This window comes from Mesorhizobium sp. M1312 (assembly GCF_040318115.1).
Lineage (GTDB): Bacteria > Pseudomonadota > Alphaproteobacteria > Rhizobiales > Rhizobiaceae > Mesorhizobium.
In genome coordinates this window covers 1-24,366 of the sequence record NZ_JAMYLQ010000028.1, presented here as the reverse complement: position 1 = coordinate 24,366, position 24,366 = coordinate 1, and the positions used below count along the sequence as shown (strand labels likewise).

The window sequence follows — 24,366 nt, the reverse complement described above, 5'->3', positions numbered from 1 at the left end:
GCAGACGTTGCCGGCGACCACGCTGGACATCGTAGTTTCGCCCTCCGCTCGCGCGCGAAGACATCCCGTAAAAGTTGATGCAATCACTCAACAAACGTGATAGCCGCCGTCCCCGACTGCACTGATGGCTGCAATGAGCCTCTTCAAATTGACGGAGATCAGGGGAATGGGGTTGACCCGGCGCTTGGAAGAACACGGCGATCGTCCGGCGCTGATCTTTCCCGGCCGCACGCCGATCCCCTACCGCGATCTTGCGCTGCGTGTCGCAGCGGTGGCAGCCGAGTTCGGACCGGAGAAAAAGCTGGTCGCGGTAGCAGCCGAGCCGACGGAACACGCGGTCATCTCTTATTTGGCAGCCATGCACGGCAAGCACGCCGTCGCATTGATCCCGCCATGCGACGCGTCGGCTCTGGACGGCTTCGTCGCCGACTATTCGCCCGAAATCATCTGCAGACGCGTAGACGCCCGCTGGCGCTGCCGCACGGAAGCTGGGGAGTCCAATGGCCCACTGCATCCCGATCTCGCCGTGCTGCTCGGGACCTCCGGCAGCACCGGCAAGAGCCGGTATGTTCGCCTGTCAGCCGCCGCAATCGAGGCCAATGCGGGAGCCATAGTCAGCTATCTGGAACTCGGCCATCGGGACCGGGCGGCGCTTGTCCTGCCATTCCACTATTCTTACGGCCTCTCGGTCCTGAACTCTCATCTAGAGGCAGGTGCCAGCATCTATTTCCCCAAACACGGTGCCTCCCACGCCGCCTTTGCTCAAGAGATGCGCGAAGCGCGCTGCACCAATATCAGTGGCGTTCCCTACTCCTTCGAAATGATGGACCACGCCGGCTTCCGGAGGCACGACTTGCCTGAGTTGCGTTTCATGACGGTAGCCGGCGGACGCATGCAACAAGCTCTGGCCGAGACCTTTCGGCGTCATCTCGCGGACAACTCTGGCTGCTTCTTCATGATGTATGGGCAGACCGAGGCAACTGCTCGCATCGCCTATGTTCCCCCCGGCGAGCTCGAGGGCAATCTGGGCAGCATCGGCATTGCCATCCCGGGCGGCAAACTCTGGTTGGCTGATGAAGACGGCCGGCCAATCGAACAAAATGGCGAGCCGGGCGAACTCATCTACAGCGGTCCCAATGTGATGATGGGCTATGCCCATCGACGGACGGATCTGGCAAGGGCGCACGAAGTCGCGGATTTGCGTACAGGCGACATCGCAAAGCGTGATGATCGCGGGTTCTATTCGATAGTCGGTCGCCGCAAGCGGATGTCGAAGATCGCGGGCCTCCGCCTGAGCCACGACGCGATCGAAACGGCGCTTGAGAAAGCTGGGATCGCCGCAGCAGTCGTCGGAGACGATGAGCGCATTCTGGCGATGGTGACGACACCCAATGTCGACGACAACGAGGTGCTCCAGGTCATGATGGCTGCAAGCGGATTGCCAAGGCCGCACCTCGAAGTCGGCAGGGCGACGTCGTTGCGGAAACTCGCCTCGGGGAAGATCGACTATGCTTCGCTCCAGGCTCGCCTGCGAGCCCCGCGCCAGCAGATGGCCATGAATGTCCTGGACGCCTTCAGGAATGCGTTCTATCCGCGTCAAGTTGGTCCCAGCGACACTTTCGAAAAGCTCGGCGGCGACTCGCTGCTCTATGTGCAGCTCTCGCTGACCCTGGAACGTGAACTCGGGAGCCTGCCGGAGGGATGGGAAACCATGCCCCTTGGCGACCTTGCCCGAACCGCCGAACCCAGGAACCATAATCGGTCCATCGACAGTCAACTGGTCCTGCGTGCTGCCGCGATCCTGCTGGTTGTCATCCATCACGCAACGCTCTGGCCCATTCCGGGCGGAGCCGCCACACTCGTGATGCTGGTCGGGTTCAGCCTGGCTCGCTTTCAGCGCCAGCGGCTGTTCGCCGGCGATGGTCTGGCGGTGCTGCGGCCGCTGGCAGCCAACCTTGCGCTCTATGCGCCCATCGTCGCGGGTTTCTCCCTGGCGCGTGGCGAGGTGCTATGGCCTTCGGTCTTCCTGAGTGGCAATCTCGGCTTTGCCGCACCGCCGCACATGGTGCCGTATCTCTACTGGTTCGTTGAGGCGTATGCGCAGACCATTCTTCTATGGGTGATCCTGTTTTCCATTCCGCAGGCGCGGCGCATCGCACATGCAATGCCGCTCGCTTCTGGCATTTTCGCGCTGGCAATTGCGGTAGCAGCCAAGTTCCTCACGCCACTCGTCTGGTACATCGGCGGGCCGCAAATATTCACACTGCCCGACATCCTTTATTTGGCCGTCCTAGGCTGGTGCCTGTACTTCCTCGACACGCCGCCGAAACGGAAGGCGTTCTTTTCCGTCACCACTGTTCTCTGCCTGGTGCTGGCCTGGTGGGGCGGCAATTGGACAGGTTCCTGGGTCAAGTTCATGCTGGTGCTCGGCGCGGTGTTCGTCCTGCTTTTCATTCCGCGCATTACATTGCCCGGTTGGGCGGCGCGCCTCATCCTGCCGGTCTCTGCCGCCAGCTATCACATCTATCTTTTTCACCGCGTAATCCCCGACTGGCTGCTTCCGCAACTCGACCTGGGCACGCAGCAGCCTTCCGGGCCGGCAGCGGCCATTTCGATTGGTCTCGCATCAGGCTTGGCAGTATTCTGGTTGCAAAAACAATTTATTGGCTGGCTTGCGTATCGGCGAGCCTCCCGCCTCGGTTGGCGGAGCCATGTCGTCGGTGGCCCATTGGAAGCAGCCGAATAAGACAGATTGGCCGGAGAACGGGGACGCCACTTCGACAAAGTCGGCTTGGCCGATCTTGGCCATGGCGACGAGCAGGTGGAAAAGGGGAAACGGTTCCCACAGATCGCCGGCAATAACCGTCAGGGGATCAATCACCACGCGATCATGCAGGATGTCAGCTCCGTCTCCGCTTGCGGCGCCTCGATATCCGGGTCCAGCCGGTGCCGACAGTGCCGTACCCCGCTTGGCTTTGGAGTTAATTCCAGGACTTAGCGTTGAACAATCGGCTCACAGCTAGGCCACGACGTGAGTGTTCTCGGGTGCGAACGCCCGGCGCGATGGACGCCAGAAACTGCCGATCCGCTCTTGATGCGGTGGACGGCTCTCCTCCCTTCCTGCGGTATGATCGCGGGATTAGAGCTGGAGGAGCGCTATGATAAGCAACGTTACGACAATCGGTCTGGATATTGCGAAGTCCGTGTTTCAAGTCCACGGCGTGGATGCGGCTGGTGAGGTTGCAGTTCGCAGGAAGTTGACGCGTGGGCGTGTGCTGCCGTTCTTTGAGAGTTTGCAGCGATGCCTTGTCGGGATCGAGGCGTGCAGTTCGTCGCATTATTGGGCTCGCGAGCTAATCGCGCGTGGCCACGATGTGCGGCTGCTGCCGGCACAGTATGTGAAGCCGTATCTGAAGCGGCAGAAGAATGATGCTGCAGATGCAGAGGCGATCTGCGAGGCCGTGACACGACCGACGATGCGCTTCGTGCCGGTGAAGTCGCCTGAGCAACAGAGTGTGATGATGCTGCACCGGGTTCGATTGATGCTCAACCGCCAGCGCACACAGATATCGGAACGCGTTGCGGGCGCACCTATCCGAGTTCGGGGTCGTGGCGCCGATCGGGCGTAATGGAATTGAGCAACTTCTCGTGGTCATCAACGACGAGAACGATGCCAGGATACCGGCCGACGCACGGCTTTGCCTGAGGATGCTTGAAGCACAGCTTCGTGTCGTGAAGGAACAGATCCTCGAAAACGATCGCCGGGTCCGTGCGAGTGCGCGAGAGACCGAACTGGGTCGCAGGTTGATGGAGATTCCGGGCGTTGGCCCGCTGCTGGCGAGTGCGTTCGTTGCGACCGTCGCCGATCCGCACGCATTCAAGTCGGGGCGATGCCTCCCGGCTTGGATAGGGCTCGTGCCGAAGCAAAACTCGAGCGGGGGTAAGGAGAAGCTCGGCAGCATCTCCAAGGCAGGTAATCGCTACCTGCGCCAGCTGCTCGTCGTCGGGGCGATGGCAGTCATCCGCTATGCCGAGCGGAACGGGACCAGGCGCCCATGGCTCGTGCAGTTGATGGCACGACGAACGACCAAGGTCGCGGCGGTTGCGCTGGCTAACAAGACAGCCCGCATGGTCTGGGCATTGATGACCGGCGGCGAGCGCTACAGGGAACCGGTAATCGCATAACTCAGACAAGGCGAGCGGTCGCCGACGAGGTTGGAAAGGGCGGACAGGAGCTAATGCACAAAGCCGGTTGAAACCGCCGGATCGGGAAAACCCACTGGGGCCGTGCACTATAAGTGCGAGCTTTCGATCGGGACCTGAGACGCGCGAATGGCATTATGGCCAGCGGCACATGAAAGGCCGCACCTACAGGTCGGATACATGGCCGCACCAACCAGCAACTGCAAAAGCTCACAAATCCCTTGCCAACGGAGAGCCGTCCATACACGGCCCCTAGGTCGCCGAGCAGCAATGCGCCCAACGCCGACATGGCGTGGCAGCGCCGTCTATACCACAAGCTACCGTTGGCCAATACGAGGTTCTGATTGAACGCGGTCATTGAACAAACGTTCGGAACGTCGGAAAAGCCTTCACTTGTCCTTCGGGCAGAATGCTTGCGAAAAACTGCCGAACGAAATGCCTTACTCCGGTGGAGGCGATGTGGTGTACCGTATGAGCTTTGGGTCGCGCGGGGATGTAACCTTCAGCTTTTGCTTGATCTGCAAAGCTGTGATCAGAAGCCAATTCGCGAGCATTGCTACGCACAGAGTGAACCTTGCGCGTAGCGTCATTTGCTCCGGCCCCATACCGATTAGCTCACTGGTCGACAGTTCGTTGCATTGCTTGGCGATGTCCCAGCACATAGCAGGTCACTTCGGGCGCTCAGCGCACCGAGAATGCCTGTATGCCCCAGATGCGTTCGCTCGTGCTACCTTCTAAAAAGTGGTTTTCCAGGATGGATTTCAGGCAGGCATCTAAGAAGCGCGTGGCTATCAGAATGACCGCCAAGTCCGCCTCGTGATTTAACAGGTCGAAAAGCTCCCTCGTCTCCTCCGAGAGCTGTTCGGGTGGGATTATCGGCTTTGGTGCCATCTCTAAATCATTCCGCCGCCTCTCAAAGGGGTCTTCACCCGTTGAGCGGCCATCCCTGACGCGCATTGGGGCCGTTCCACCTCATCAGCTTCGGGCCGGTCAGTTCTCATATGAACTAGGACCCCTCGTAGTGCGTCGCAACATTTTGATGCTGCACTGCGGAACTTTCCGGTAAAGATGCAGTTCTCTAAGCTTATAGCACGCGAGGGCTCGATGAGGCGCTACAAGATTCTGCCGTCGGAATCAGGGTTGTGGTCGGTGATCGATAGCCTGACAGGGCTTCCCGCCGAGAGATACGGTCGGCCGCTCACCGGGCTGACCCGGTACGAGGCTGAAGAGGCTGCCTTTAACCTCAGCGAGAGCACTCCGCCATGGATGGCTAGGGTCAGACATCGCACACGTTAATCAAGGCTGCCGATTCCACAGATTGTCGGACGGGATGCGCCTCCACTCTCATCACACCCGATCGCGTAGCCTCTCACCTCTTCTGGATGAGCGCATCATGGCAGGGGGCGCATTCCAGTTCGCCGTACCATAAGAGGTCCGGATCGGGGTGCGCCATCACATGGTTGGCGATCTGGCCGGAACCGTCGCCCGTTCTCTTGTCGATGAAGTGCGGGGTGCCCGACACCGAAATGGCGCGCGAGCTCCCGAACCTTCTGCCGATCCTGACACGGGCGATCGACTGGAACCTGATCGAGCAGCAGTCCGGCGCGAAATCCACGAGGGGCCGACAGCTTCCTGAGCGCGAACCGGACCGTCCGTTTCTCAGGAGCCGGCTTTCGGGCTCATTCGGCTTTCGGCCGAGTCCCATCATCTTGGCGAGGGCACGGCGAGATGCATCAGTGTTGTCGTCGCTTTCTGCTTCACAAAAAACTCTCTGGGCAAGCGAAATAGCCGGCTTAGCGCCGTCTCATAGTCGCGCTCTTTTTTCCGAATGCAACGAACCGCGACAGACGGCAATATGTGGCTTTGAATTTCACCGTGGAATGCTGTGAGGATACACGTCCGCGGCGGCGCATGAATGGGCTCGGCGCACAGGGCCGGTCGAGCCGGAAGGGCCGAAGCATCAAATCCGCTGACGTCCGCAATAAGCTCGGTCGCGTCGTTAGTCGCCGGTTGGCAACGGCCGCAAAGGCTCCGAAAGCTGGATTTAGGCTTCCGGCTGCCCGGGGCACGGTAGCCCTTCGCCTCTTGCTGCGCTCGAGCGGATCAGCGTGCCGTCCGCCTCTCCTCTGGCTGATCAAATGTCTGCACCCATTTGGGAATGGCCGCTGCGCGCAAAAGTATTCCCCCGTGAGCCGACTTTCCGAATTGGCTTAACTTCCAAATCTGTGGCTTTGCCTGCATTGCGGACCTCTTAGTTCCGACCACTCGCAGGGCATGCCATGGCGTTTCGTCTCTTTGTTCCGATCCTTGCCGGTGCAACGCTGCGCGAGCGGCTGCTTGCCTGCATCGGGGCTATGATCGGCATCGCATTGACCGGCGTGATCAGTGCGCTGGCGAACGGATCTGGCCCACATGTCGCACTGCTGGTTGCTCCAATGGGAGCATCGGCCGTGCTGCTCTTTGCCGTGCCTTCAAGCCCGCTGGCGCAACCTTGGTCGATTATCGGTGGCAATACGATTTCGGCGCTGGTCGGGGTGATCGTGGCGCATTTCGTGCATGAACCCGTTCTTGCTACCGGCATTGCGGTGGCGCTGGCCATCGCCGCTATGTCATTCACGCGCTGCCTGCATCCGCCGGGGGGCGCCGCCGCCTTGACCGCGGTGTTCGGCGGACCGGCCGTCTTCAGCTCCGGCTTGCTGTTTCCCTTCGTTCCGGTGGCGCTGAACTCGATCGTGCTGGTCGCACTCGGCTACGGCATCCACAAACTGTCGCGGCGCAACTATCCGCATGTGGCGGCCCCTACCCTTAAAAGCTCCCATGGAACCATCGACCCGCCGGCGCGGGAGCGGGTCGGCTTCCGGCCCGAGGATATCGATGCCGCGCTCGGCGCGCTGGAGGAAACCTTCGATATCGACCGCGACGATCTCGAGCGGCTGCTGCGGCAGGTCGAGTTGCAGGCGATGGTGCGCTCGCACCGGACCCTGCTGTGCGAGGACATTATGTCGCGCGATGTGATTTCGGTCGATGAACATGCGCCTGCCGACCAGGCGCGTCATTTGCTGCTCGATCACAACATCCGGACGCTGCCGGCGACCGACGCCGAGGGCGGGCTGGTTGGTGTAGTTGGCCTGCGCGAGCTGACGAAGGCGACCGACACGGTGAGAGCTGTGATGTCGAAGGCTGGCACCGCCTCTCCCGACACGCCGGCGATGAGCCTGCTGCCGGTGCTCACCGACGGCCGCAGCCATGCCGTGGTCATCGTCGATGCCGAGCGACGCATTCTTGGGCTGATCACCCAGACCGATCTGCTGGCGGCGGCAGCGCGCGTGCACAAGGCAGACACAACGCTGGCAGCGGCATAAAATAGTGATCCGGATTTGCTCAATCCGGGAACCCGATGGGGCGGCAATGAATATAGGGGTAGCGGCATTAAGTGCGGCCTTCCGCCTAAGACGATTCCTTTTTACGAGTAGATCGACCTTCTGAAACGCGGCCGCGCTCTTAACCGTTACCACGACTCTCTCAGCCGTTGGCGTGTACCGCCTGCGGTTCGTGCTCCGGCGCCTGGCCTTGGCCTCTCGGTTGAGGGATACAGGCAACCTTTGTCGACGCGCACCGGGAGCGCGCGACAATCATAGGATTGACCATTTTTCCAACTGATGGCTTTTGTCGCGACTAAGGCCTGTGATGTAGCAAACTTTAGGTTTTCTGAGATAGAGCGCGACGTTGGCCGAAGATAAACGGCCACCCGAGATTCACGCCGAGTCCGGCGGTAGGATCAGCGCCTTCCTGCCGTTTCTCAATGTGGCGACGGGAAGGTTTCCAGGGAAACCAAGCGCGACTACCTCTCGGTCAAGCTGGACGACCCGAGCTTCCCCGCTCCGATTTACGCCACCCTGATCGAGGCGGAAGGCGAGGAAGGCCTGCAGCTGATCTGGTCTCGCCCTAACCGGGACTGATCGCCTCGACGAGGGCTCCGCCGCAAGGCGGGGCCTTCGGCGTTTTCAAGCGAACGCCGGCAGGCGGAAGGAGTCAGCGTGACGAAGCGATGGCTGCGGAGGAGGGGGCTTGAGCCCCCTCTTTCGGTCGCATCCTTCAGTTGCGGCTCAGTCGTTGAGGGCGTCCTTGATCGTCTTAGCCGGCGTGAAGGTCACCTATTCGGTTTCAGGCGAAGAGGCTTCAATCGCCAGCACATCCAGCCCCTCAATCTCCTGCATCACTTTTCCGGCGATACCCTGCAAGTCACCATACATGCCGACGGTCGACTCGATCACCCCTTGGATCTGCGCCTCGCGCTTGGCCCACAGGCGTGTTGTGGCCTTGCGTTCTTTGGCGAGGTCCTCCTACATATCGGAGAATTTCTCCACGATCGCCTCGACGCGGTGGCGGAACCGCGAACCGGTCAGGTAGCCGTAGACCCGTTCCATTTTGGTGGCCTGGCCGTCCTGGGCGAGGCGGGAGTTCGCCAGCTCGATCAGGGATTGTCGAAGCATGATGGCGATCGGGATCGCACATTTGGGATGGGCGACATAGACTCCGTCTACAAGATCGAAAGTTTCCACGCCGGGAGGCAACGCTTCCGAGACCATCAGCGCGATATCCACTTTCGCGGCTCGTTGATCTCCTCTGAGCTTACCTAGCCAGCCCTGGCTCCAGTTCTTGGTGCGTTTCGATTCCCACAAAATGGCGCCGCATAGCTGGCCGGCCGGTCCGACCACGCGGTGCAGGACATCTCCGCCGAACTCGCCCTTGGCGACCGGTTCGATGATGTCCATCGGGAATCGGCTGACAATGAGAGACTCCAGCTCAAGCTCGAGGACCTCGCCCTGCAGCTGCTGGGAGCCCTGTTCCGCCCGGCGCTTCAGCTCCTCGATTTGGCGCTGCATGCCGGCGATCTGTTCTTCTTTTTCCGCAACCTTCATTTTGAGGCCGTCTTCGGCTTCGGACCTAGCCTTTACGCGAACGGCGTCCAATCCTTCCTGGATCTTCCTTTCGATGGTCAGCGCCATCTCGCGCTTTTCGTCGTCAAGCGCACGCTGCTTTTTCAGGAATTCCGCCTGTTGCTGCTGGGCCTCGGCGAGCTTTTCGTCGCGCGCCTTCAACGTTGCCTCCAGCTCGGCAAGCTTGTTATCCCTGTCCTCCAGATCTACCGAAAGAAGCAATTTTGCCTTGCGGGCTTCCTCGACCGTGATTGCCGCACGCTCAAGCTTGATTTGCTCAGCCACCTGGTTGCCGATGTCCTCTTTGGCGGCGTCGATCTCGGCCTGCTGGCGCTTAAGCTCCTCTTCTCTGGCAGCCATCGATGCGTTGTTCTGCGCCAAGCACCGTTCATACTCCTCGCGGGTCGCGGCAATCAGCGGCGCCGCAAGCGACTCGTTGAGCTTAATGTCCGTTTTGCAGCTCGGGCAGATGATCGTTGGTTCATTAAGAATCCTGGGCTGCACAGTCATTGGCGCGCTGACTCACTGAGGGCTGATGTAGTCCCAGGCGATATATTATCGACCGTTTTTGGAAAAGAACAAATAGTGAACTCCAGTGTTATCCCCAGCGTGCGGACGGAACGGCGATTTCGTCGTCGAATTAAGCAGTCTGCATCGGCTCGAGCCCAACATCCTAAGATCGGGACAAGTCCGATCGCCATGAAGCTAAGGACCTCAACAAAGGTCCAAAGCCGGATTCGCTCTGATCGCCTTCGAGCCGCGTTTCGACACGACGGGCCAGACGGTTCACTGCGCCCGCAAAACGGCACGGTGAATCCGCCGTCTTCTACGAATGACTGTTTCTCTTTTGCGATCTGATCGGCATTCCGCGGGAACTTGACCCGAGAATGAAATCAAACACCGCTTGAGGCTGACCAAGCGCTGTCGCCTGCGGGGCTGCCGGAATCCTTGCTGCGGCTTCGGCCTGTTCGGCAAGCACTGTGAGTGACATGCCGAGCGCACATTCGAAGGCGCGATCCGGCGCGTTCATCAGCCGACGAAGGAGCGCCGCGGCGCGTCCGGCATGACGCACCGCCGCCGCATGCTTGCCCTCGCGGATCTTCACGCCGGCCGCCGATAACAGGATCAATCCCTTGAAGAGCATCCGAAGCGGAGCGCCTCGATCTGCAACCTGCCAAAGACCTTCCCAAGCCTCATGGGCTTCCCAGTAATAACCATGATTGAAGAGGTCGATACCCCAGAGGAACATGTCGGAGTCAAGCGACGCCTCTTCAGCACCCGGGATTGCTTCGCTGTGGTAGCTGTGTCCTGCAGGATCGCGCACGGGATGCGGCTGCCGGCCGGGAAGATACGCATAGGACGGAAAGCTCTTTTCCGGTAGCCAGCGCGGGCGCAACGTCGAACCAATAGCCATCAAAGACGAATAGTGTCACTTGGCAATTAGTTACGATAGAGGCGATTTGGCCACGACGGGCGGCCCCACAGGCCGGTCGCCCCTCGTCCGGCACTACGGAACCCACTTGCGGGTTGTCTCCAGGCAGTCTCGTGTGCCTGCGCGTCTGCCGCCCAGCGCAACTTGAAAAGGTGCTCCCGACCGAGCGGTGTCAGACGGCCGGCCTTGTGATTACAGCGCCGACGCACAGTCCGGCCGTACCGCGCGGCAACTTCGAGCGGCGAGCTTCCGCTAACGCCAACATTTCTCCGTTATTGCGGCGATGCATGCCTCGAGACGCTCCAGGCGGAATTTCGCAATACGAAGTTCATTCCCGGCTTCGAAACGTCGATGGCGTCCCTGAGGTTTGGTCGCCATGAGGTTGCGCTCCAGTTCGGCAATGTGCGCACGCACCTGTCGGGCATCGTCCTGACGCAACGCCTTGATCCACCCACGCCCGCGCATCAGTCTTCCTGCCAGCACCCCGAAAGTCATGCGGAGTTATGCCACCGAGATCCTAATTTGCGGCAAGCCGAAACACTCGAAATTTAACTTCCGCTAATGCGAGGAAGACGAAACAGTCCGGCAAGATAGTCAATGAAGCGGACACGATTATCCGAGGCTATCGTCGCGCCAATAAGGCCGAGCCCGAACCGGAAACCGACCGGATACATGTGCCAGGAGCGCGTCACGACGCGAAACAACGCGGGGGGATGCGGGCGAGAATCCGTGTCCGGTCGAATCCCTCCAAGAGAAAACGCTCGATGCGAAAGTAGCTCAGGCGGTCGCCTTTTGCGGCTGGCTGAACGTATTGTCAGGGCGGGGCAGACCGAAATGGTCCCTCAGCGTTACCCCCTCATAGTCGTGCCGGAAAAGTCCGCGCCTTCGCAAGATCGGCACCACCTCGTCGGCGAATACGTCGAACCCGCCCTGCAGATAGGGCGGCATGACATTGAAACCATCCGCCGCACCGTTGTCGAACCATTCCTGGATATTGTCGGCGATCTGTTCGGGCGTCCCGGCCTGGACCCAATGCCCGCGCGCGCCGGCGAGACGGTGGAGCAACTGGCGGATGGTCGGATTCTCGCGCTCGATGATGTCGAGTACGACGTGGAAGCGGCTGCTCGCACCGCGCTCGCCCTCGACACTGATGAGCTCGCGCGGAAATGGCCCGTCCAGATCGTAGCTGGAAAGGTCGGCGTCTACGATGCGGCGTAGCTGATCGAGAGAATATTCCGGCTGCGTCAGCTCGTTGAACTCGTCATGCAGTGCCCGGGCTTCAGCCTCGGTTGAACCGATGAAGGGACTGATACCGGGCAACACCTTGACGTGGTCAGGGTTGCGGCCAACCGACTTCACGCGTGCTTTGATGTCAGCATAAAATTCCTGCGCGTTGCCGAGTGTCTGATGTGCTGTGAATATCGCCTCGGCATAGCGGCTTGCGAACGACCGTCCGCCTTCCGACGAACCCGCCTGGACATAGACCGGCCGTCCCTGCGGCGAGCGCGGAAGCGTGAGCGGTCCCTTCACCCGATGATATTTGCCGATGTGGTTGATTGGGTGGATCTTGTCGGTGTCGGCAAAAATTCCAGACTCCCTGTCCGCGACGAGCGCGTCGTCCTCCCAGCTGTCCCAAAGCTTCGTCACCACATCAACGAATTCGCCGGCGCGCTCGTAACGGTCTGCATGGGTCGGATATCGGTCAAAGCCGAAATTCAACGCTGCGGATGCGTCCCCCGTCGTAACGATGTTCCAACCGGCACGCCCGCCGCTCAGATGATCGACAGAAGCAAACAGCCGGGCCAGGTTGTAGGGTTCGTTGTAGGTGGTCGAGGCGGTCGCGATGAAGCCGATGCTTTTCGTCACGGCGGCGAGCGCGGAAATCCATGTCAGCGGCTCCAGCCTGAAGCGGCTCGCGTAGCGGATGTTGTCGGCGAGCGCGGGCCCATCGGCGAAGAACAGCGCGTTGAACTTGCTCGCCTCAGCCTTTTTCGCCAGTTCCCGATAATAGGCGATGTCCAGCACTCTCTCGGGGGCAGAATCCTTGTAGCGCCAGCCGGCTTCATGATGGCCGCCAGGTAGATGAAAAGGTTGAGGTTCAGCTGTCGTGATTGGGCGGGCATATTGTTGGTCCTCCTGGGGGTGACACTGAGCGAACATCTTCGGCCGCTCAGACCGGCAGCACGGGCTTTGTCTCGACGCCGAGATGACGCAGAAGTTCGGAGCGGATCTCGCCGAACCGGCGATCGCCATGATCGCGTGGCGTGGGGACATCGATGACGATGTCGGCGGCGATCGCGCCATTGTCGAGCACCAAAACGCGGTCCGCCAGCGTCACGGCTTCGTCCACATCATGGGTGACCAGCAGGACGGCCGGCTGGTGACGGGCGCAGAGCTGGCGCAGCAGATCGTGCATGCGCAGGCGGGTCAGCGCGTCGAGCGCGCCGAATGGCTCGTCCGCCAGCAGCAGCTCAGGATCACGAACCAGCGAGCGCGCCAATGCCACCCGCTGCTGCTCGCCACCAGAGAGTTCGACCGGCCATGCGCTCTCACGACCGCTTAAGCCGACCTCTTCGAGAGCTAGCCGTCCGCGTTCGGCGGCGTCCGCCAGGCCGAGGCCGAGCACCACATTCTCCAGCACCCGTTTCCAGGGCAGCAGGCGGGCATCCTGGAACACCACCGATTTCTTATCGGGCGTATCGAGTCGGCCGGACCCGGAGACTTTGTCATCGAGATCGGCGAGCGCGCGCAACAATGTACTCTTGCCCGACCCGCTGCGGCCGAGAAGGGCGACGAACTCCCCCTTCTCGATGTCGAGGCTGAGGCCGTCGAGGATGGTTCGCGGCCCGAAACGCCTCACAAGGCTCTCGACCCGCACCGCGGGCGCGCCGCTCAATCCGCCAGGGTGCGACGCCATGACAAGGACCTTTCCTGGAAGAAGCGGACGATGCCGTCGGAGGCGAGACCGAGCAACGCGTAGACGGCGAGACCGACGATGACGATGTCAGTCTGGCCGTAGTTGCGTGCGAGATCGATCATGTAGCCGATGCCGCTCGTGGCATTGACCTGTTCGACCACCACCAGAGACAGCCAGGCGTAGGTTACCGCGAAACGCAGACCAAGGAAGAAGCCTGGAAGGGCCCCCGGCAGGATCACCTGGCGGATGAATTCGCCGTAGCCCATTCGCAAGGTCCGGGCCAATTCGACATATCGGCTGTCTATGCTGCGCAAGCTGCTATGAGTCTGGATATAGATCGGGATCAGGACGGCCAGCGCGATGGCCGTCACCTTCATGCCCTCGCCAATGCCGAACCACAGCATCAGCAGCGGGATCAGAGCCAGCGTCGGTATCGCCCGCTTGATCTGAACGGGACCGTCGATGATCGCCTCGCCCAGCCGGGATAAACCTGAAATGAGAGCAAGGATGGTTCCGGTCAGGATGCCGAACACCAGCCCCTGTGCTGCCCGCCAGGCAGACGTCATCAAGTGATCCTGAAGCTTCCCTTCGGCGATGAGATCGATGGCAGTGCCGACAACCGCCCAAGGCGCCGGCAGCGTTCTTGGATCGATCAGGCCAGCGATGCTGCCGATGGACCAAATCACGAGAAGAAGTGCGGGCCCGATCAGCGCGCCAAACGGGATCGCCCGCCCAAGTGCGAGGCGACGCCTCGTCCCGGTTTTGCGGGCCTGTACAGCGGGCGCAATCAACCCCCTTTCATCCGATGCGTAGGGAATGGGTGCGGCGGTATGTGAGATTGCGTTCATCTGCATCGTCTCCAGTGCTGGGAAGCAGGTCGTCAGGACGCGTTCAGCGCATTTGCGGCGATCGTCTCGAAGCGCCTGTCGAAAAGATCCTCGGCCTTGATCGGGGGCTTGTTCAGTTCCCTGGCCAGGAGATCAATCGTCGCCTGCTGGCGCGCGATCACCTCGTTCCAGTCGGACGGTATGTCGAACCGTCCGTCGGCGTCGACGAGATACTGGCCATCTTCGCTGTTGAGGCCCTGGGTGGCGACGTAGTAACCCTCGATCCACTCTTTGGGATGCTGCTCCACCCATCGGGCCGCAAGTGCCCAGTAGCGCACATATTCGCCGAGAGCGGCAGCTTTGGCCGGGTCGTCAAGCACGGCCTGCGGGGCATAGAGATGGTCTGGATCATCTCGCAAGCCATGCGGGATGGTGGTAGCGCCGTCGGCACCATACTGGCGCAGATAGTGCTTGACGAGGACGCCCCAGATAGGTGCGACATCGACTTGCTTGCTGGCAAGTGCCACCGGGTAGGCATCGCCTTTGCTGGGCAGTTCGATGAGATTTACATCCTCCTTGTTCAGGCCAGCGGCCTGCAGGACCCTCAGCACCAGCGCGCCTTGCGCCTGTCCGGGGCTGAAAGCGATCCGTTTGCCGCGCAAATCCGCGAGCGTCTTGACCTCGACGCCCGGCGCAATGCCGAGTTGATAAATCGGGTGCGCAACCGGGTCCTTGCGGAACTTCGCGGCTATGATCTTGACCTGGAGCCCCGTCCAGGTCGCGTGGATGGGCGGAATGTCGGCGACGGATCCGACGTCCAATGCATCGGCGCGAAAAGCTTCGATTGTCTGTGGGCCGCCGCTGATATTGGCCCATTCAACCTTGAAGGGTAGTCGATCGATCAGGCCCGAGAGTTCCAGTGCCCTTTGCGTCTCGGGATCGCCGATTCGAAGCACGGTGCCCTCCGGGATTTTGGTCGGCAGTTTACCCGCGTCCGGACTGCCTGCCTGGGCACTGAAAGGGGAGGAAGAAGCGACCATGGTTACCGCCAAAGCGGTCGCCAATCCACCAAACCTTCTTCTCGAAAATCTCTTCACTGCCAACATCATCGTCTTGCTCCAACTTGGAAACGGCCCTACTTTCGCTGTTCAGTATGTCAATTATGTAGACGATAAAGTATGGGATGCTGTTCTTTGTCACCCGAGGGAAACGCTGTTCGCCTCCAATGCTCATTTGGGGCACGTGTCGTTCAAAAAGTTGCCGACTGCGACGCAGCGCTCGATGGTATGATCGCTCAGCAACACTCGTCCCGAGGTTGAGGCCTCGACCGGGTCGAGCACTGCCGATGCCTGATGGCTGTTCCGGGGCAGAGCCGATCGCTACGGTCGCTCCCGCCGACCCGAGCATGCCGATCTTGACCGCCGTGAAAGCATTGGCGGCAAAGGCACCGCGCATGGTGGTGTCACAGCGACAGCTCATCTGTGTTTATGTGGGCTGTCGACATCAAAGCATGGCGCCCTTACGAGCAGAGCTGGCCATGTAATCAGCAGAAATCGGACTCGCCGGTGGGGGCAGGTTCTCCTTTTCGTCAGTAACGATCTGGAGACCGGGAACGATTGCACCGACCACCCCGAGACGCCAAAGCTGATGCTCACGGGGAAGGGACTGGGGGATTTCGGCAGGCGATGTCTAGTTTCGGACGCGTTCAGCCTCATCGTCGACTAGGGTGTCGCGCCGACGAGCTTCACCGCGGACATTGACGGAAAGGGGAGGGGAGGGACGCCTCTGGCCAATCGTCGGCAAAAAGCCCGCCGGAACGAACCGGCGGGCGAGACGGGAGGAAACGGTGTAACTGGAATCAGGCGGCGAGAACGGCTTTCGGCTCAACCAGTTCGTAGCCGAGTGCCTCGGCGACCGCACGGTTGGTGATCTTGCCCCTGTGGACATTGAGGCCGTTGCGCAGGTGGTGGTCGTCGATCAGCGCCTTCAGGCCCTTGTCGGCAAGCTGCAGGCCATAGTGAAGCGTCGCGTTGTTGAGCGCGTGGGCCGACGTCACCGGCACCGCGCCGGGCATGTTGGCGACGCAGTAATGGATGACACCGTCAACCTCATAGGTCGGGTCGGCATGGGTGGTCGCGTGCGAAGTCTCGAAGCAGCCGCCCTGGTCGATGGCGACGTCGACCAGCACCGAGCCTCTTTTCATGCCCGACAGCATTTCGCGCGAAACCAGTTTCGGGGCCGCCGCACCCGGGATCAGTACGGCGCCGACGACGATGTCGGCGGAGAAGCATTCCTCTTCCAGCGCCTCGACGGTCGAGTAGCGCGTATGAACGCGGCCGCCGAAGATGTCGTCGAGCTGGCGCAAGCGCGGGATCGAACGGTCGATGATGGTGACATCGGCGCCGAGGCCGACGGCCATCCGCGCCGCATGCAGGCCGACGACGCCGCCGCCGAGCACAGTTACCTTGCCGGGCAGCACGCCGGGAACGCCGCCGAGCAGCACGCCGCGGCCGCCATTGGCCTTCTGCAGCGCGGTGGCGCCGGCCTGGATCGACAGGCGGCCGGCAACTTCCGACATCGGCGCCAGCAGCGGCAGGCCGCCGCGGTCGTCGGTCACAGTTTCGTAGGCGATTGCCGTGACGCCGGAAGCGAGCAGCCCCTTGGTCTGCTCCGGATCCGGAGCCAAATGGAGATAGGTGTAGAGGATCTGCCCGTCGCGGAGCTGAACCCATTCGTTGGGCTGCGGCTCCTTGACCTTGACGATCATGTCGGACTTGGCAAACACATCGGCCGCCGTCTTGGCGATGGTGGCACCGGCGGCGCGGTAGGCGTTGTCGTCGGCACCAATGCCGGCGCCGGCGCCGGTCTCGACCAGCACTTCATGGCCATGCGCGACATATTCGCGGACCGAGCCTGGCGTCAGGCCAACGCGGTATTCGTGGTTCTTGATTTCCTTGGGGCAGCCGACGCGCATCTTTCTCTCCTGATCCGGCCCTTAGGGGCTCGTTCCCTGTATTGGTGAAGTGAACCACGAATCGCTGCGCAGGTGTTTGCGAATGTGCTTGCGCAGGAGGGTGCGTTTCGATAATCGTTGCGTAAAATTGTCGTATTGTCGCAGGAATCCCGAAAAAAGCCGCTCGACATGATTGATATCGCCATTCTGGAGACTTTGCAGAAGGACGGTCTGACATCTAACAATGCGCGCCCAGAGCGCTGGATAGCTTGATTGCTGGGCGGCCGCGATTAATTGACTGAGGCAACGTCACTGTCGTCCGGCTACATTCTTCTGCAGCTTCTCGAAAAGAAACAGCTTGCTTTTGCGCACCCCGTCTTCAAGGGATCTCGCATTGGCCAGATGCGCTGCAATCGCACTGGCCAGCATGCAACCTGTTCCGCGCATTGATGTGGCAAGGCGCGGTGAATCGAAGCGGATCGGTCCTTGGTTAGGACGAACGAGGATATCCGTTGATCGAGGTCCCGACGCATGCCCACCCTTGATCAGCAGAGCTTGAGCGCCGGCGGCCAGGAGTCTGTGTGCTTGTTGAAGCGCGCCGTCCTCATCCACCGCCAGATCTGAGCCGCCAAGGAGCGCTAGCTCGATGAGATTGGGTGTGACGAGGCGGCAAAGTGGCATCAGATCCCGCTTCATGACGGCGATGGCGCCTGCTTCCAGCAGTGCCCGGCCCGACGAAGAAGCCAGCACCGGATCGAGCACTGCCGGCACCTGCGGATTTTCGCGCAGCACGGCGGCTACGGCTGCGACGATCTCAGCCGTTGCGAGCATGCCGATCTTAATGGCCGTAACCTGGTTGGCCCGCAGCGCGGCGCGCATCTGATCGGCCACCAGATCGGGCTGCAAAGGATGGATTTCTATGACGGCTTCATGCGTCTGCACCGTCACCGCAGTGACAGCAAGGCAGGTGCGCACGCCAATGGAGGAGATCATCTCGATATCGCGGGCAATTCCAGCACCGCCGCTGGAGTCCGCCCCGCCAACGACAAGCACATGCGGTTCTCGCCTCAGCGCCATTGTTCCGTCTTTTCGATCCATTCTCGCGTGCGCGCTTGGGGATCGGCATTCAGCGTGACGTCTGTAACCACTGCGGCACTGTCCGCGCCGGCCGCGAAAACACCGTCGAGCCGGTCAGGATTGAGGCCGCCTATTGCGACCAGGGGAATCGGTGCGACCCGGCGCTTCCACTCGCTGATCCGTTCAACCCCTTGCGGGGCCCATTTCATTTTCTTCAGGATGGTCGAGTAGATGGGGCCGAGCGCGATATAGTCCGGTTCGGCTGCGAGGGCTGTTTCCAGTTCGGTGTGATCGTGGGTCGAAAGTCCGAGCTTCAATCCGGCGTACTTGATCGCCAGCAGGTCGGCAGCAGCTAAATCCTCTTGGCCGAGATGAACGAAGTCGCAGCCTTCCTCAATGGCGAGCCGCCAATAGTCGTTGACGATCAGTTGGCAGCCATGGACCGCGCAGACGTCGTTCGCGCGGCGGATTTCCGTCCGCAGCGTGGCTTCTTCCTGATCCTTGATGCGGAGTTGCACCAGTTTGACGCCGAGCGGCACCAGCCGCTCGATCCAGGCGGCGCTATCGACGATCAGGTAGAAGGGATCGAGCTTCATTAGAAAACTGCCCTGCCGATCGTCGGCGTCGATGGCACGGCGACGTCGCGCGGTTCGAGCATTCCCGAGCCGAAGGCTTCACGGCCGGCATCGACCGCCTTGCCGAATGCACGCGCCATGCCGACCGGATCGGCCGCCCTGGCGACCGCCGTGTTCAGGAGCACGGCATCAAAGCCGAGCTCCATGACGGTTGCCGCGTGCGACGGCCGCCCGAGCCCTGCATCCACGATCAGCGGAACGCCTGGGAAATGTCCGCGCATAGAGCGTAGCGCCATGATGTTGACCGGCCCGAGGGCGGAACCGATCGGCGCGCACCACGGCATCAAGACCGTGCAGCCTACCTCCAGCAGCCGCTCGGCGACTACAAGGTCGTCGGTGGTATAGGGGAATACTGAAAAGCCGTCCTCGCACAGGATGCGGGCGGCTTCGACCAGGCCAAACACGTCCGGCTGCAGCGTGTCGTGATTGCCGATCACTTCGAGCTTGATCCAGGTCGTCCCGAATACTTCGCGCGCCATTTTCGCGGTGATAACCGCTTCCTTGACGGAGTGGCAGCCAGCGGTGTTGGGCAGGATTCTTACGCCGAGCGCGCGGATCAGCGACCAGAATTTTTCGCCAGCCCGGCCGTCCGCCATCTCGCGGCGCAAGGAAAGGGTCACCACCGCCGTGCCCGACGCCTTGACCGCATCGGCAAGGATTGCCGGCGAAGGATACTGAGCCGTGCCAAGAAGCAGGCGTGAAGGAAGTTTCGTTCCAAGAAGATCGAACATGGCTAGCCTCCTTGCATGGGCGAGAGGATTTCGATCCGGTCGCCGTCGCTCAATCGGAATTCCGCCCGGTTGGCTCTGTGCACGAGGTCGCTGTTGACGGCCGTCGCCAGCCAATCGCCCTCATAGTCGAGCGCGGCAAGCAGTTCGGCCAGCGTGCTGGCGGCAACCTCATGCGCTTCGCCGTTGACCATCAGTTTCATGAGCAAGCTCCTTCGTTCCGTCTTGATGGAAAACCAGGTCGGCCGCCTGGCGCGCCATGGCAGGGGCGAGAAGAAAGCCATGGCGATAAAGCCCGTTGATCGCGACGGTGCTTCCACGTGCCTCGACACGCGGCAGATTGTCGGAAAAGGCAGGACGGACGCCGACACCGGTTTCAACGATCTCGGCCTCGCCAAACGCCGGGTGGAGGGCATAGGTGGCACCCAGAAGCTCCATCATCGAACGGACCGTGACCGGCTCCCCGGATTGGCTTTCGATCATCGTCGCGCCAATCATGAAACGGTGGTCGGTGCGCGGCACTATGTAGAGCGGAAAGCGTGGATGAAGCAGCCGGACCGGGCGCGACAGCGAGATGTCAGGCGTGCGCAGGATCAGCATCTCGCCGCGAATCCCGCGCAGCCTGTCATCGACGGCGGCCATTCCCGTGCAGTCGATCTGACGATCGAAACCGGAAACGTGGCGGGCGTCGGCGCCGAAGTGGAATTCGACCCCCCTGGCTGCGAGCTTGTGATGAAGTGCTGCCATCGCCTGGCGCGGGTCGAGATGGGCCTCGTCGGGGAAGAGCAGTGCGCGGCGGAAGCGACCGGCGAGGTCGGGTTCCAGGAGCGCGATTTCGTCTTCATCGACACGGCGATGCCCGGACGTGCGGCTGGCGAACCGGTCGAGTTCGCCCGCATCACGCGGCGCGGCCACAACCAGTGTTCCGGCCCGTGTCACCTGACCGGGCAGTACCGTATCCCACCAGGCGGCGGCGTCGCGTCCGAGATCCAGCACCGGCTGCTCGGCGCTTTCACGCTCGCACCACGGCGCCAGCATGCCGCCGGCGAACCACGACGCATTGCCGCCAAGGGTATACCTGGTCTCGATGACGGTGACCGCCGCGCCGCGAGCGGCGAGTTCGAAGGCGGCGGTGAGGCCGGCGACGCCGGCCCCTTTGACCAGCACCCTCATGACGGTTCCGGCGCCTCTGGCTTCAGTGGCACGCCGGTCTCGCCAGCTGGCATGTAGAGATCGCCACCCTCGCGGTATTTCGCCGCCATCGCCGCCATGCCCTCCTTCTGTGCCTCGGCGCGAATGTCGTGGGAGATGCGCATGGAACAGAATTTCGGCCCGCACATCGAGCAGAAATGCGCCAGCTTGTGCGCCTCCTTGGGCAAGGTCTGGTCGTGAAAGGACCGTGCGGTTTCGGGGTCGAGCGACAGGTTGAACTGATCCTCCCAACGGAACTCGAAGCGCGCGCGGGAAAGGGCATCATCCCTGAGTTTCGCCGCCGGATGACCCTTCGCCAGATCGGCGGCATGGGCGGCGATCTTGTAAGTGATCACGCCAATCTTGACATCGTTGCGATCGGGAAGGCCGAGATGCTCCTTCGGCGTGACGTAGCAGAGCATGGCGGTGCCGAACCAACCGATCATTGCGGCGCCGATGCCGGAGGTGATGTGGTCGTAGCCCGGCGCGATATCGGTCGTCAGCGGTCCCAGCGTATAGAACGGCGGCTCGCCGCAGACAGCGAGCTGCTTGTCCATGTTCTCCTTGATCTTGTGCATTGGGACATGGCCAGGGCCTTCGATCATCACCTGGCAATCCTTCGCCCAGGCGATCTTCGTCAGCTCGCCGAGCGTCTCCAGCTCGGCGAATTGCGCCGCATCGTTGGCGTCGGCGATCGAGCCGGGACGAAGGCCGTCGCCGAGCGAGAAGGACACATCATAGGCGCGGCAGATGTCGCAGATCTCCGCGAAATGCTCGTAGAGGAAGCTTTCCCGGTGATGGTGCAGGCACCATTTGGCCATGATCGAGCCGCCGCGAGAGACGATGCCAGTGACCCGGTCAACGGTCAGCGGGATGTAGTGCAGGCGCACGCCGGCGTGGATGGTGAAATAGTCCACGCCCTGTTCGGCCTGTTCGATCAGCGTGTCGCGGTAGACCTCCCAGGTCAGGTCCTCGGCGATGCCGCCGACCTTCTCGAGCGCCTGGTAGAGCGGCACTGTGCCGATCGGCACCGGCGCATTGCGCACGATCCAGTCGCGGATGTTGTGGATGTTGCGGCCGGTCGACAGGTCCATCACCGTATCGGCGCCCCAGCGGATCGCCCAGACCATCTTTTCGACCTCTTCGGCCATCGAGGAGGTGACAGCAGAGTTGCCGATATTGGCATTGATCTTGACAAGGAAATTGCGGCCGATGATCATCGGCTCGCTCTCTGGGTGGTTAATGTTGGCGGGAATGATTGCGCGTCCGCGCGCCACCTCCTCGCGGACGAATTCCGGCGTCACGAAATCGAGCAGCGTCGCGCCGAAAGGCTCGCCGTCACGCTCAAGCTTGCCGTGCAGGATCTCGCGACCAAGGTTCTCGCGAATGGCGACGAACTCCATTTCGGGTGTGATGATGCCGGCGCGCGCATAGGCAAGCTGTGTCACCGCCCTGCCGGTCTTGGCCCTGAGTGGCCGGTTGCGGACTGGAAATTCCGGTGTCAGGCGCTCGCCCGCCGCGAATCCATTGTCCTCCGGCCGGACATGGCGGCCTTCATAGGCCTCGACATCGCCGCGCGCCGTAATCCATTCGTGGCGAAGCCGGGCAAGGCCCTTGTCGATGCTGGTTTCGACAGTCGGGTCTGTATAGGGGCCGGACGGATCGTAGACGGTGACGGGCGGTTCGCCGGCCGTCGGATGGACGGAGATTTCGCGCATCGGCACCCTGATCTGCGGGTGGATGGCACCGGGCCTGTGGATTTTCCGTGAGGCGGGCAGCGGTCCCGTCGATACGGCGGGGGTGAGGGCATTCATCTTGAGGCTCCTTTGCTCATGCATTGGAGACCCAGTTCTGTGCCGGAAGGATGAAAAGACGCTTTGGTTGACCTGCCGAAACAGGACCTCGGGCGTAAACTCCCGCAAAGCGCTTGCACCGTCCCTACGCCAGTATGAACTGGATCAGGTTCAACGGGTCACTGCGCCGCGAAAGCCAGCAGTATCTCAGCCCCTTGCCGGGACTCCCCTGGTGAATGGGTCGAATTGAACGGGCCGGCGCTATCTTGTCAAGCGCATTCGGCCGTGGCGACGGTCGACGGCCAATCAAATCGGGCGGAAGGGCTCGCCATGGGTCGCGGAGAAGTTACCGCGGGAGAGTAGGGCAGGTGTGGCCAAAGCCGCATTTGCCTCGTCAAACTTGATGTGACATTGACGTCGACGGAACTGCTGCGTTTCAATGATCTTAAGCCGTCTGATCCCGATGGATTACTTTGGAGATTTTCACGAAATTCACGAAAATTACTATAGCAGGTGGCCCGAACGAAGTGCTCCGCAACCGGGATAGGTCGCCTCGGCCAGGCGCATTCCAGTTACCAGCACTGCGCGGGCTAGACGCCCCTTTTGTTGCCCCAGAGCAGAACATGAAGCTGCGGCAGGACGCGTACGTCAAACCATCTTTCACGAGCCACCGTTTCCACCAGCCATTCCATGCGTTTCATTATGCCGTCCATGTCAATGAGCGCTTCTTCGTCATAAGGGCGCGGCGGTGTGTGATTGCCGGGCTGCAGATACACAGGCAGTTGCGGATAACGCGCGGCGGCATCCTTGGCATAGGCGTAGTCTCTTTCGTCGAACACGACGAGCTTGAGCACGATTTGCGGCCTATCCCTCGCCGCCTCGACGCACGCCTCGAACGCAGCCCAATCGGTCGTCATTTCGCTCGATGGCGGCTTTGGGCTTAGAATCAGGACATCAAGCTCGGCAAACCAGTCCCTGGCCACGGAACCTTGGGTTTCCAATGCAAAGCGGTAGCCTTTACGATGTCCGTGTTCGATCAGCGCGCCGAGCGGCTGGATGGCCGGATTGCCGCCTGATAGCGACACCATTATCGGTCGGCCACCCGAAAGCGCATTGACCTCTTGCCAGATCTCGTCTGTGGACATGGTCTTCCATTCATGGCGGAAGCGATTGTCCACGGCATGCAGGCTGTCGCACCAGGAACAGCGATAATCGCATCCGCCCGTTCGAACGAACACCGTCGGCAAGCCGACAAGCATGCCTTCACCCTGGATGGTCGGGCCGAAGATCTCGCTCACCCGGATTCCGGGATCCAGCGTGCAGGTCATAGCCGGTATTCCGCCCAGGTTTTCGGTGTCTCGCTCACCCGCACGGCGGAGGTTTCGGGTAGCCTCACCTTGCACCAGTCGTAGAAGTGCTTGGCCAGACATTCCGCTGTAACACGGTCATGCCCCAGCACGTCGTTCAGATGACGATGGTCGAACGTCCCATCGATGTAATGCTTGAGTGCGCCGAGGTCATGATAGTCGCGCACAAAGCCATGTTCGTCCAGTTCGCCACCTGAAAGCTCCACCACGACGATATAGTTATGCCCGTGCAGCCGCGCGCACTGATGATCGGGTGGCAAGGAGGTGAGCTGATGCGAGGCCGAGAAGTGGAACTCTTTGGTA

At 61.3% G+C, this 24,366-nt stretch carries 19 protein-coding genes, 4 pseudogenes and 1 riboswitch; of the genes and pseudogenes, 5 read left to right on the top strand and 18 right to left on the bottom strand.

Annotation, left to right across the window (positions count from 1 at the left end; genetic code table 11):
• Positions 1-124: 124 nt before the first annotated feature.
• Positions 125-2,746, top strand: coding sequence for an AMP-binding protein (locus tag NKH36_RS26350; RefSeq protein WP_352965121.1), 2,622 nt, complete (start codon positions 125-127; stop codon positions 2,744-2,746).
• Positions 2,747-3,161: 415 nt separating this feature from the next.
• A pseudogene (locus NKH36_RS26345) lies at positions 3,162-4,185 on the top strand (IS110 family RNA-guided transposase).
• A 699-nt stretch (positions 4,186-4,884) separates the two neighbouring features.
• On the opposite strand, the gene NKH36_RS26340 reads toward NKH36_RS26345, so the two are convergent.
• Entirely contained in the window at positions 4,885-5,160 is a 276-nt protein-coding gene (locus tag NKH36_RS26340) for a hypothetical protein (RefSeq protein ID WP_352961227.1), read from the bottom strand.
• 412 nt (positions 5,161-5,572) lie between these two features.
• Complete coding sequence (locus tag NKH36_RS26335; protein WP_352961229.1) at positions 5,573-5,818, bottom strand: hypothetical protein; 246 nt, start codon at positions 5,816-5,818, stop codon at positions 5,573-5,575.
• Between the two features lie 664 nt (positions 5,819-6,482).
• Here NKH36_RS26335 and NKH36_RS26330 point away from each other — a divergent pair.
• On the top strand, positions 6,483-7,565 hold the full coding sequence (locus NKH36_RS26330) for an HPP family protein (RefSeq protein ID WP_352961231.1): 1,083 nt from the start codon (positions 6,483-6,485) through the stop codon (positions 7,563-7,565).
• A gap of 453 nt (positions 7,566-8,018) precedes the next feature.
• A pseudogene (locus tag NKH36_RS26325) lies at positions 8,019-8,162 on the top strand (DUF736 family protein); the annotation flags it as partial.
• A 195-nt stretch (positions 8,163-8,357) separates the two neighbouring features.
• Here NKH36_RS26325 and NKH36_RS26320 read toward each other — a convergent pair.
• The 7 genes and pseudogenes from NKH36_RS26320 to NKH36_RS26290 form a co-directional block, all read right to left on the bottom strand.
• Positions 8,358-9,653, bottom strand: a pseudogene (locus tag NKH36_RS26320) (DUF2130 domain-containing protein).
• Positions 9,654-9,969: 316 nt separating this feature from the next.
• Entirely contained in the window at positions 9,970-10,557 is a 588-nt protein-coding gene (locus NKH36_RS26315) for a DUF309 domain-containing protein (RefSeq protein ID WP_352961233.1), read from the bottom strand.
• A gap of 270 nt (positions 10,558-10,827) precedes the next feature.
• Positions 10,828-11,070, bottom strand: coding sequence for a hypothetical protein (locus NKH36_RS26310; protein ID WP_352961235.1), 243 nt, complete (start codon positions 11,068-11,070; stop codon positions 10,828-10,830).
• A 282-nt stretch (positions 11,071-11,352) separates the two neighbouring features.
• Positions 11,353-12,698 (bottom strand): annotated as a pseudogene (locus tag NKH36_RS26305) (LLM class flavin-dependent oxidoreductase).
• A gap of 47 nt (positions 12,699-12,745) precedes the next feature.
• On the bottom strand, positions 12,746-13,492 hold the full coding sequence (locus NKH36_RS26300) for an ABC transporter ATP-binding protein (RefSeq protein ID WP_352961237.1): 747 nt from the start codon (positions 13,490-13,492) through the stop codon (positions 12,746-12,748).
• Positions 13,468-14,340 carry an ABC transporter permease gene (locus tag NKH36_RS26295; protein ID WP_352961239.1) on the bottom strand — a complete coding sequence of 291 codons (873 nt, stop codon included), beginning with the start codon at positions 14,338-14,340 and terminating at the stop codon, positions 13,468-13,470. The genes NKH36_RS26300 and NKH36_RS26295 overlap by 25 nt, the downstream gene beginning before the upstream one ends.
• 32 nt (positions 14,341-14,372) lie before the next feature.
• On the bottom strand, positions 14,373-15,359 hold the full coding sequence (locus NKH36_RS26290) for an ABC transporter substrate-binding protein (protein WP_352961241.1): 987 nt from the start codon (positions 15,357-15,359) through the stop codon (positions 14,373-14,375).
• Here NKH36_RS26290 and NKH36_RS26285 point away from each other — a divergent pair.
• The gene (locus NKH36_RS26285) at positions 15,358-15,609 is read left to right on the top strand and encodes a hypothetical protein (protein ID WP_352961243.1); all 252 of its coding nucleotides are present in this window, start codon (positions 15,358-15,360) and stop codon (positions 15,607-15,609) included. The genes NKH36_RS26290 and NKH36_RS26285 overlap by 2 nt on opposite strands.
• A gap of 568 nt (positions 15,610-16,177) precedes the next feature.
• Here the strand turns inward: NKH36_RS26285 and ald are convergent.
• The 9 genes from ald to queD form a co-directional block, all read right to left on the bottom strand.
• Positions 16,178-17,293 (bottom strand): alanine dehydrogenase, encoded by a 1,116-nt coding sequence (ald, locus tag NKH36_RS26280; protein ID WP_352961245.1) that lies wholly within the window; start codon positions 17,291-17,293, stop codon positions 16,178-16,180.
• Between the two features lie 288 nt (positions 17,294-17,581).
• The gene (locus NKH36_RS26275) at positions 17,582-18,349 is read right to left on the bottom strand and encodes a hydroxymethylpyrimidine/phosphomethylpyrimidine kinase (protein ID WP_352961247.1); all 768 of its coding nucleotides are present in this window, start codon (positions 18,347-18,349) and stop codon (positions 17,582-17,584) included.
• Positions 18,340-18,945, bottom strand: a complete 606-nt coding sequence (locus NKH36_RS26270) for a thiamine phosphate synthase (protein WP_352961249.1) — start codon at positions 18,943-18,945, stop codon at positions 18,340-18,342. The genes NKH36_RS26275 and NKH36_RS26270 overlap by 10 nt, the downstream gene beginning before the upstream one ends.
• Positions 18,945-19,715: a thiazole synthase gene (locus NKH36_RS26265; protein WP_352961251.1), complete on the bottom strand. Its 771-nt coding sequence runs from the start codon at positions 19,713-19,715 to the stop codon at positions 18,945-18,947. The genes NKH36_RS26270 and NKH36_RS26265 overlap by 1 nt, the downstream gene beginning before the upstream one ends.
• A 2-nt stretch (positions 19,716-19,717) precedes the next feature.
• Entirely contained in the window at positions 19,718-19,915 is a 198-nt protein-coding gene (gene thiS, locus NKH36_RS26260; RefSeq protein ID WP_352961253.1) for a sulfur carrier protein ThiS, read from the bottom strand.
• On the bottom strand, positions 19,884-20,885 hold the full coding sequence (gene thiO, locus NKH36_RS26255) for a glycine oxidase ThiO (protein WP_352961255.1): 1,002 nt from the start codon (positions 20,883-20,885) through the stop codon (positions 19,884-19,886). Before thiO ends, thiS begins: the two co-directional genes overlap by 32 nt.
• On the bottom strand, positions 20,882-22,717 hold the full coding sequence (thiC, locus tag NKH36_RS26250; protein WP_352961257.1) for a phosphomethylpyrimidine synthase ThiC: 1,836 nt from the start codon (positions 22,715-22,717) through the stop codon (positions 20,882-20,884). The genes thiO and thiC overlap by 4 nt, the downstream gene beginning before the upstream one ends.
• Before the next feature lie 103 nt (positions 22,718-22,820).
• A riboswitch (TPP riboswitch) is annotated at positions 22,821-22,937 on the bottom strand.
• Positions 22,938-23,286: 349 nt separating this feature from the next.
• Complete coding sequence (queE, locus tag NKH36_RS26245) at positions 23,287-24,024, bottom strand: 7-carboxy-7-deazaguanine synthase QueE (RefSeq protein ID WP_352965116.1); 738 nt, start codon at positions 24,022-24,024, stop codon at positions 23,287-23,289.
• On the bottom strand, positions 24,021-24,366 hold a 346-nt coding region (queD, locus tag NKH36_RS26240), incomplete at its 5' end, for a 6-carboxytetrahydropterin synthase QueD (RefSeq protein ID WP_352965114.1). The genes queD and queE, both read right to left, overlap by 4 nt.

Excerpts from the sequence above, each read along its gene's own strand:
- NKH36_RS26295 (WP_352961239.1), bottom strand. The coding sequence starts at position 14,340 with ATGAACGCAATCTCACATACCGCCGCACCCATTCCCTACGCATCGGAT.
- NKH36_RS26270 (WP_352961249.1), bottom strand. The coding sequence starts at position 18,945 with ATGAAGCTCGATCCCTTCTACCTGATCGTCGATAGCGCCGCCTGGATC.
- NKH36_RS26300 (WP_352961237.1), bottom strand. The coding sequence starts at position 13,492 with ATGGCGTCGCACCCTGGCGGATTGAGCGGCGCGCCCGCGGTGCGGGTC.
- NKH36_RS26340 (WP_352961227.1), bottom strand. The coding sequence starts at position 5,160 with ATGCGCGTCAGGGATGGCCGCTCAACGGGTGAAGACCCCTTTGAGAGG.
- queE (WP_352965116.1), bottom strand. The coding sequence starts at position 24,024 with ATGACCTGCACGCTGGATCCCGGAATCCGGGTGAGCGAGATCTTCGGC.
- ald (WP_352961245.1), bottom strand. The coding sequence starts at position 17,293 with ATGCGCGTCGGCTGCCCCAAGGAAATCAAGAACCACGAATACCGCGTT.
- NKH36_RS26265 (WP_352961251.1), bottom strand. The coding sequence starts at position 19,715 with ATGTTCGATCTTCTTGGAACGAAACTTCCTTCACGCCTGCTTCTTGGC.
- thiC (WP_352961257.1), bottom strand. The coding sequence starts at position 22,717 with ATGAATGCCCTCACCCCCGCCGTATCGACGGGACCGCTGCCCGCCTCA.
- NKH36_RS26315 (WP_352961233.1), bottom strand. The coding sequence starts at position 10,557 with ATGGCTATTGGTTCGACGTTGCGCCCGCGCTGGCTACCGGAAAAGAGC.
- thiO (WP_352961255.1), bottom strand. The coding sequence starts at position 20,885 with ATGAGGGTGCTGGTCAAAGGGGCCGGCGTCGCCGGCCTCACCGCCGCC.
- NKH36_RS26275 (WP_352961247.1), bottom strand. The coding sequence starts at position 18,349 with ATGGCGCTGAGGCGAGAACCGCATGTGCTTGTCGTTGGCGGGGCGGAC.
- NKH36_RS26290 (WP_352961241.1), bottom strand. The coding sequence starts at position 15,359 with ATGGTCGCTTCTTCCTCCCCTTTCAGTGCCCAGGCAGGCAGTCCGGAC.
- NKH36_RS26285 (WP_352961243.1), top strand. The coding sequence starts at position 15,358 with ATGGTTACCGCCAAAGCGGTCGCCAATCCACCAAACCTTCTTCTCGAA.
- NKH36_RS26310 (WP_352961235.1), bottom strand. The coding sequence starts at position 11,070 with ATGACTTTCGGGGTGCTGGCAGGAAGACTGATGCGCGGGCGTGGGTGG.
- thiS (WP_352961253.1), bottom strand. The coding sequence starts at position 19,915 with ATGAAACTGATGGTCAACGGCGAAGCGCATGAGGTTGCCGCCAGCACG.
- NKH36_RS26350 (WP_352965121.1), top strand. The coding sequence starts at position 125 with ATGGCTGCAATGAGCCTCTTCAAATTGACGGAGATCAGGGGAATGGGG.
- NKH36_RS26330 (WP_352961231.1), top strand. The coding sequence starts at position 6,483 with ATGGCGTTTCGTCTCTTTGTTCCGATCCTTGCCGGTGCAACGCTGCGC.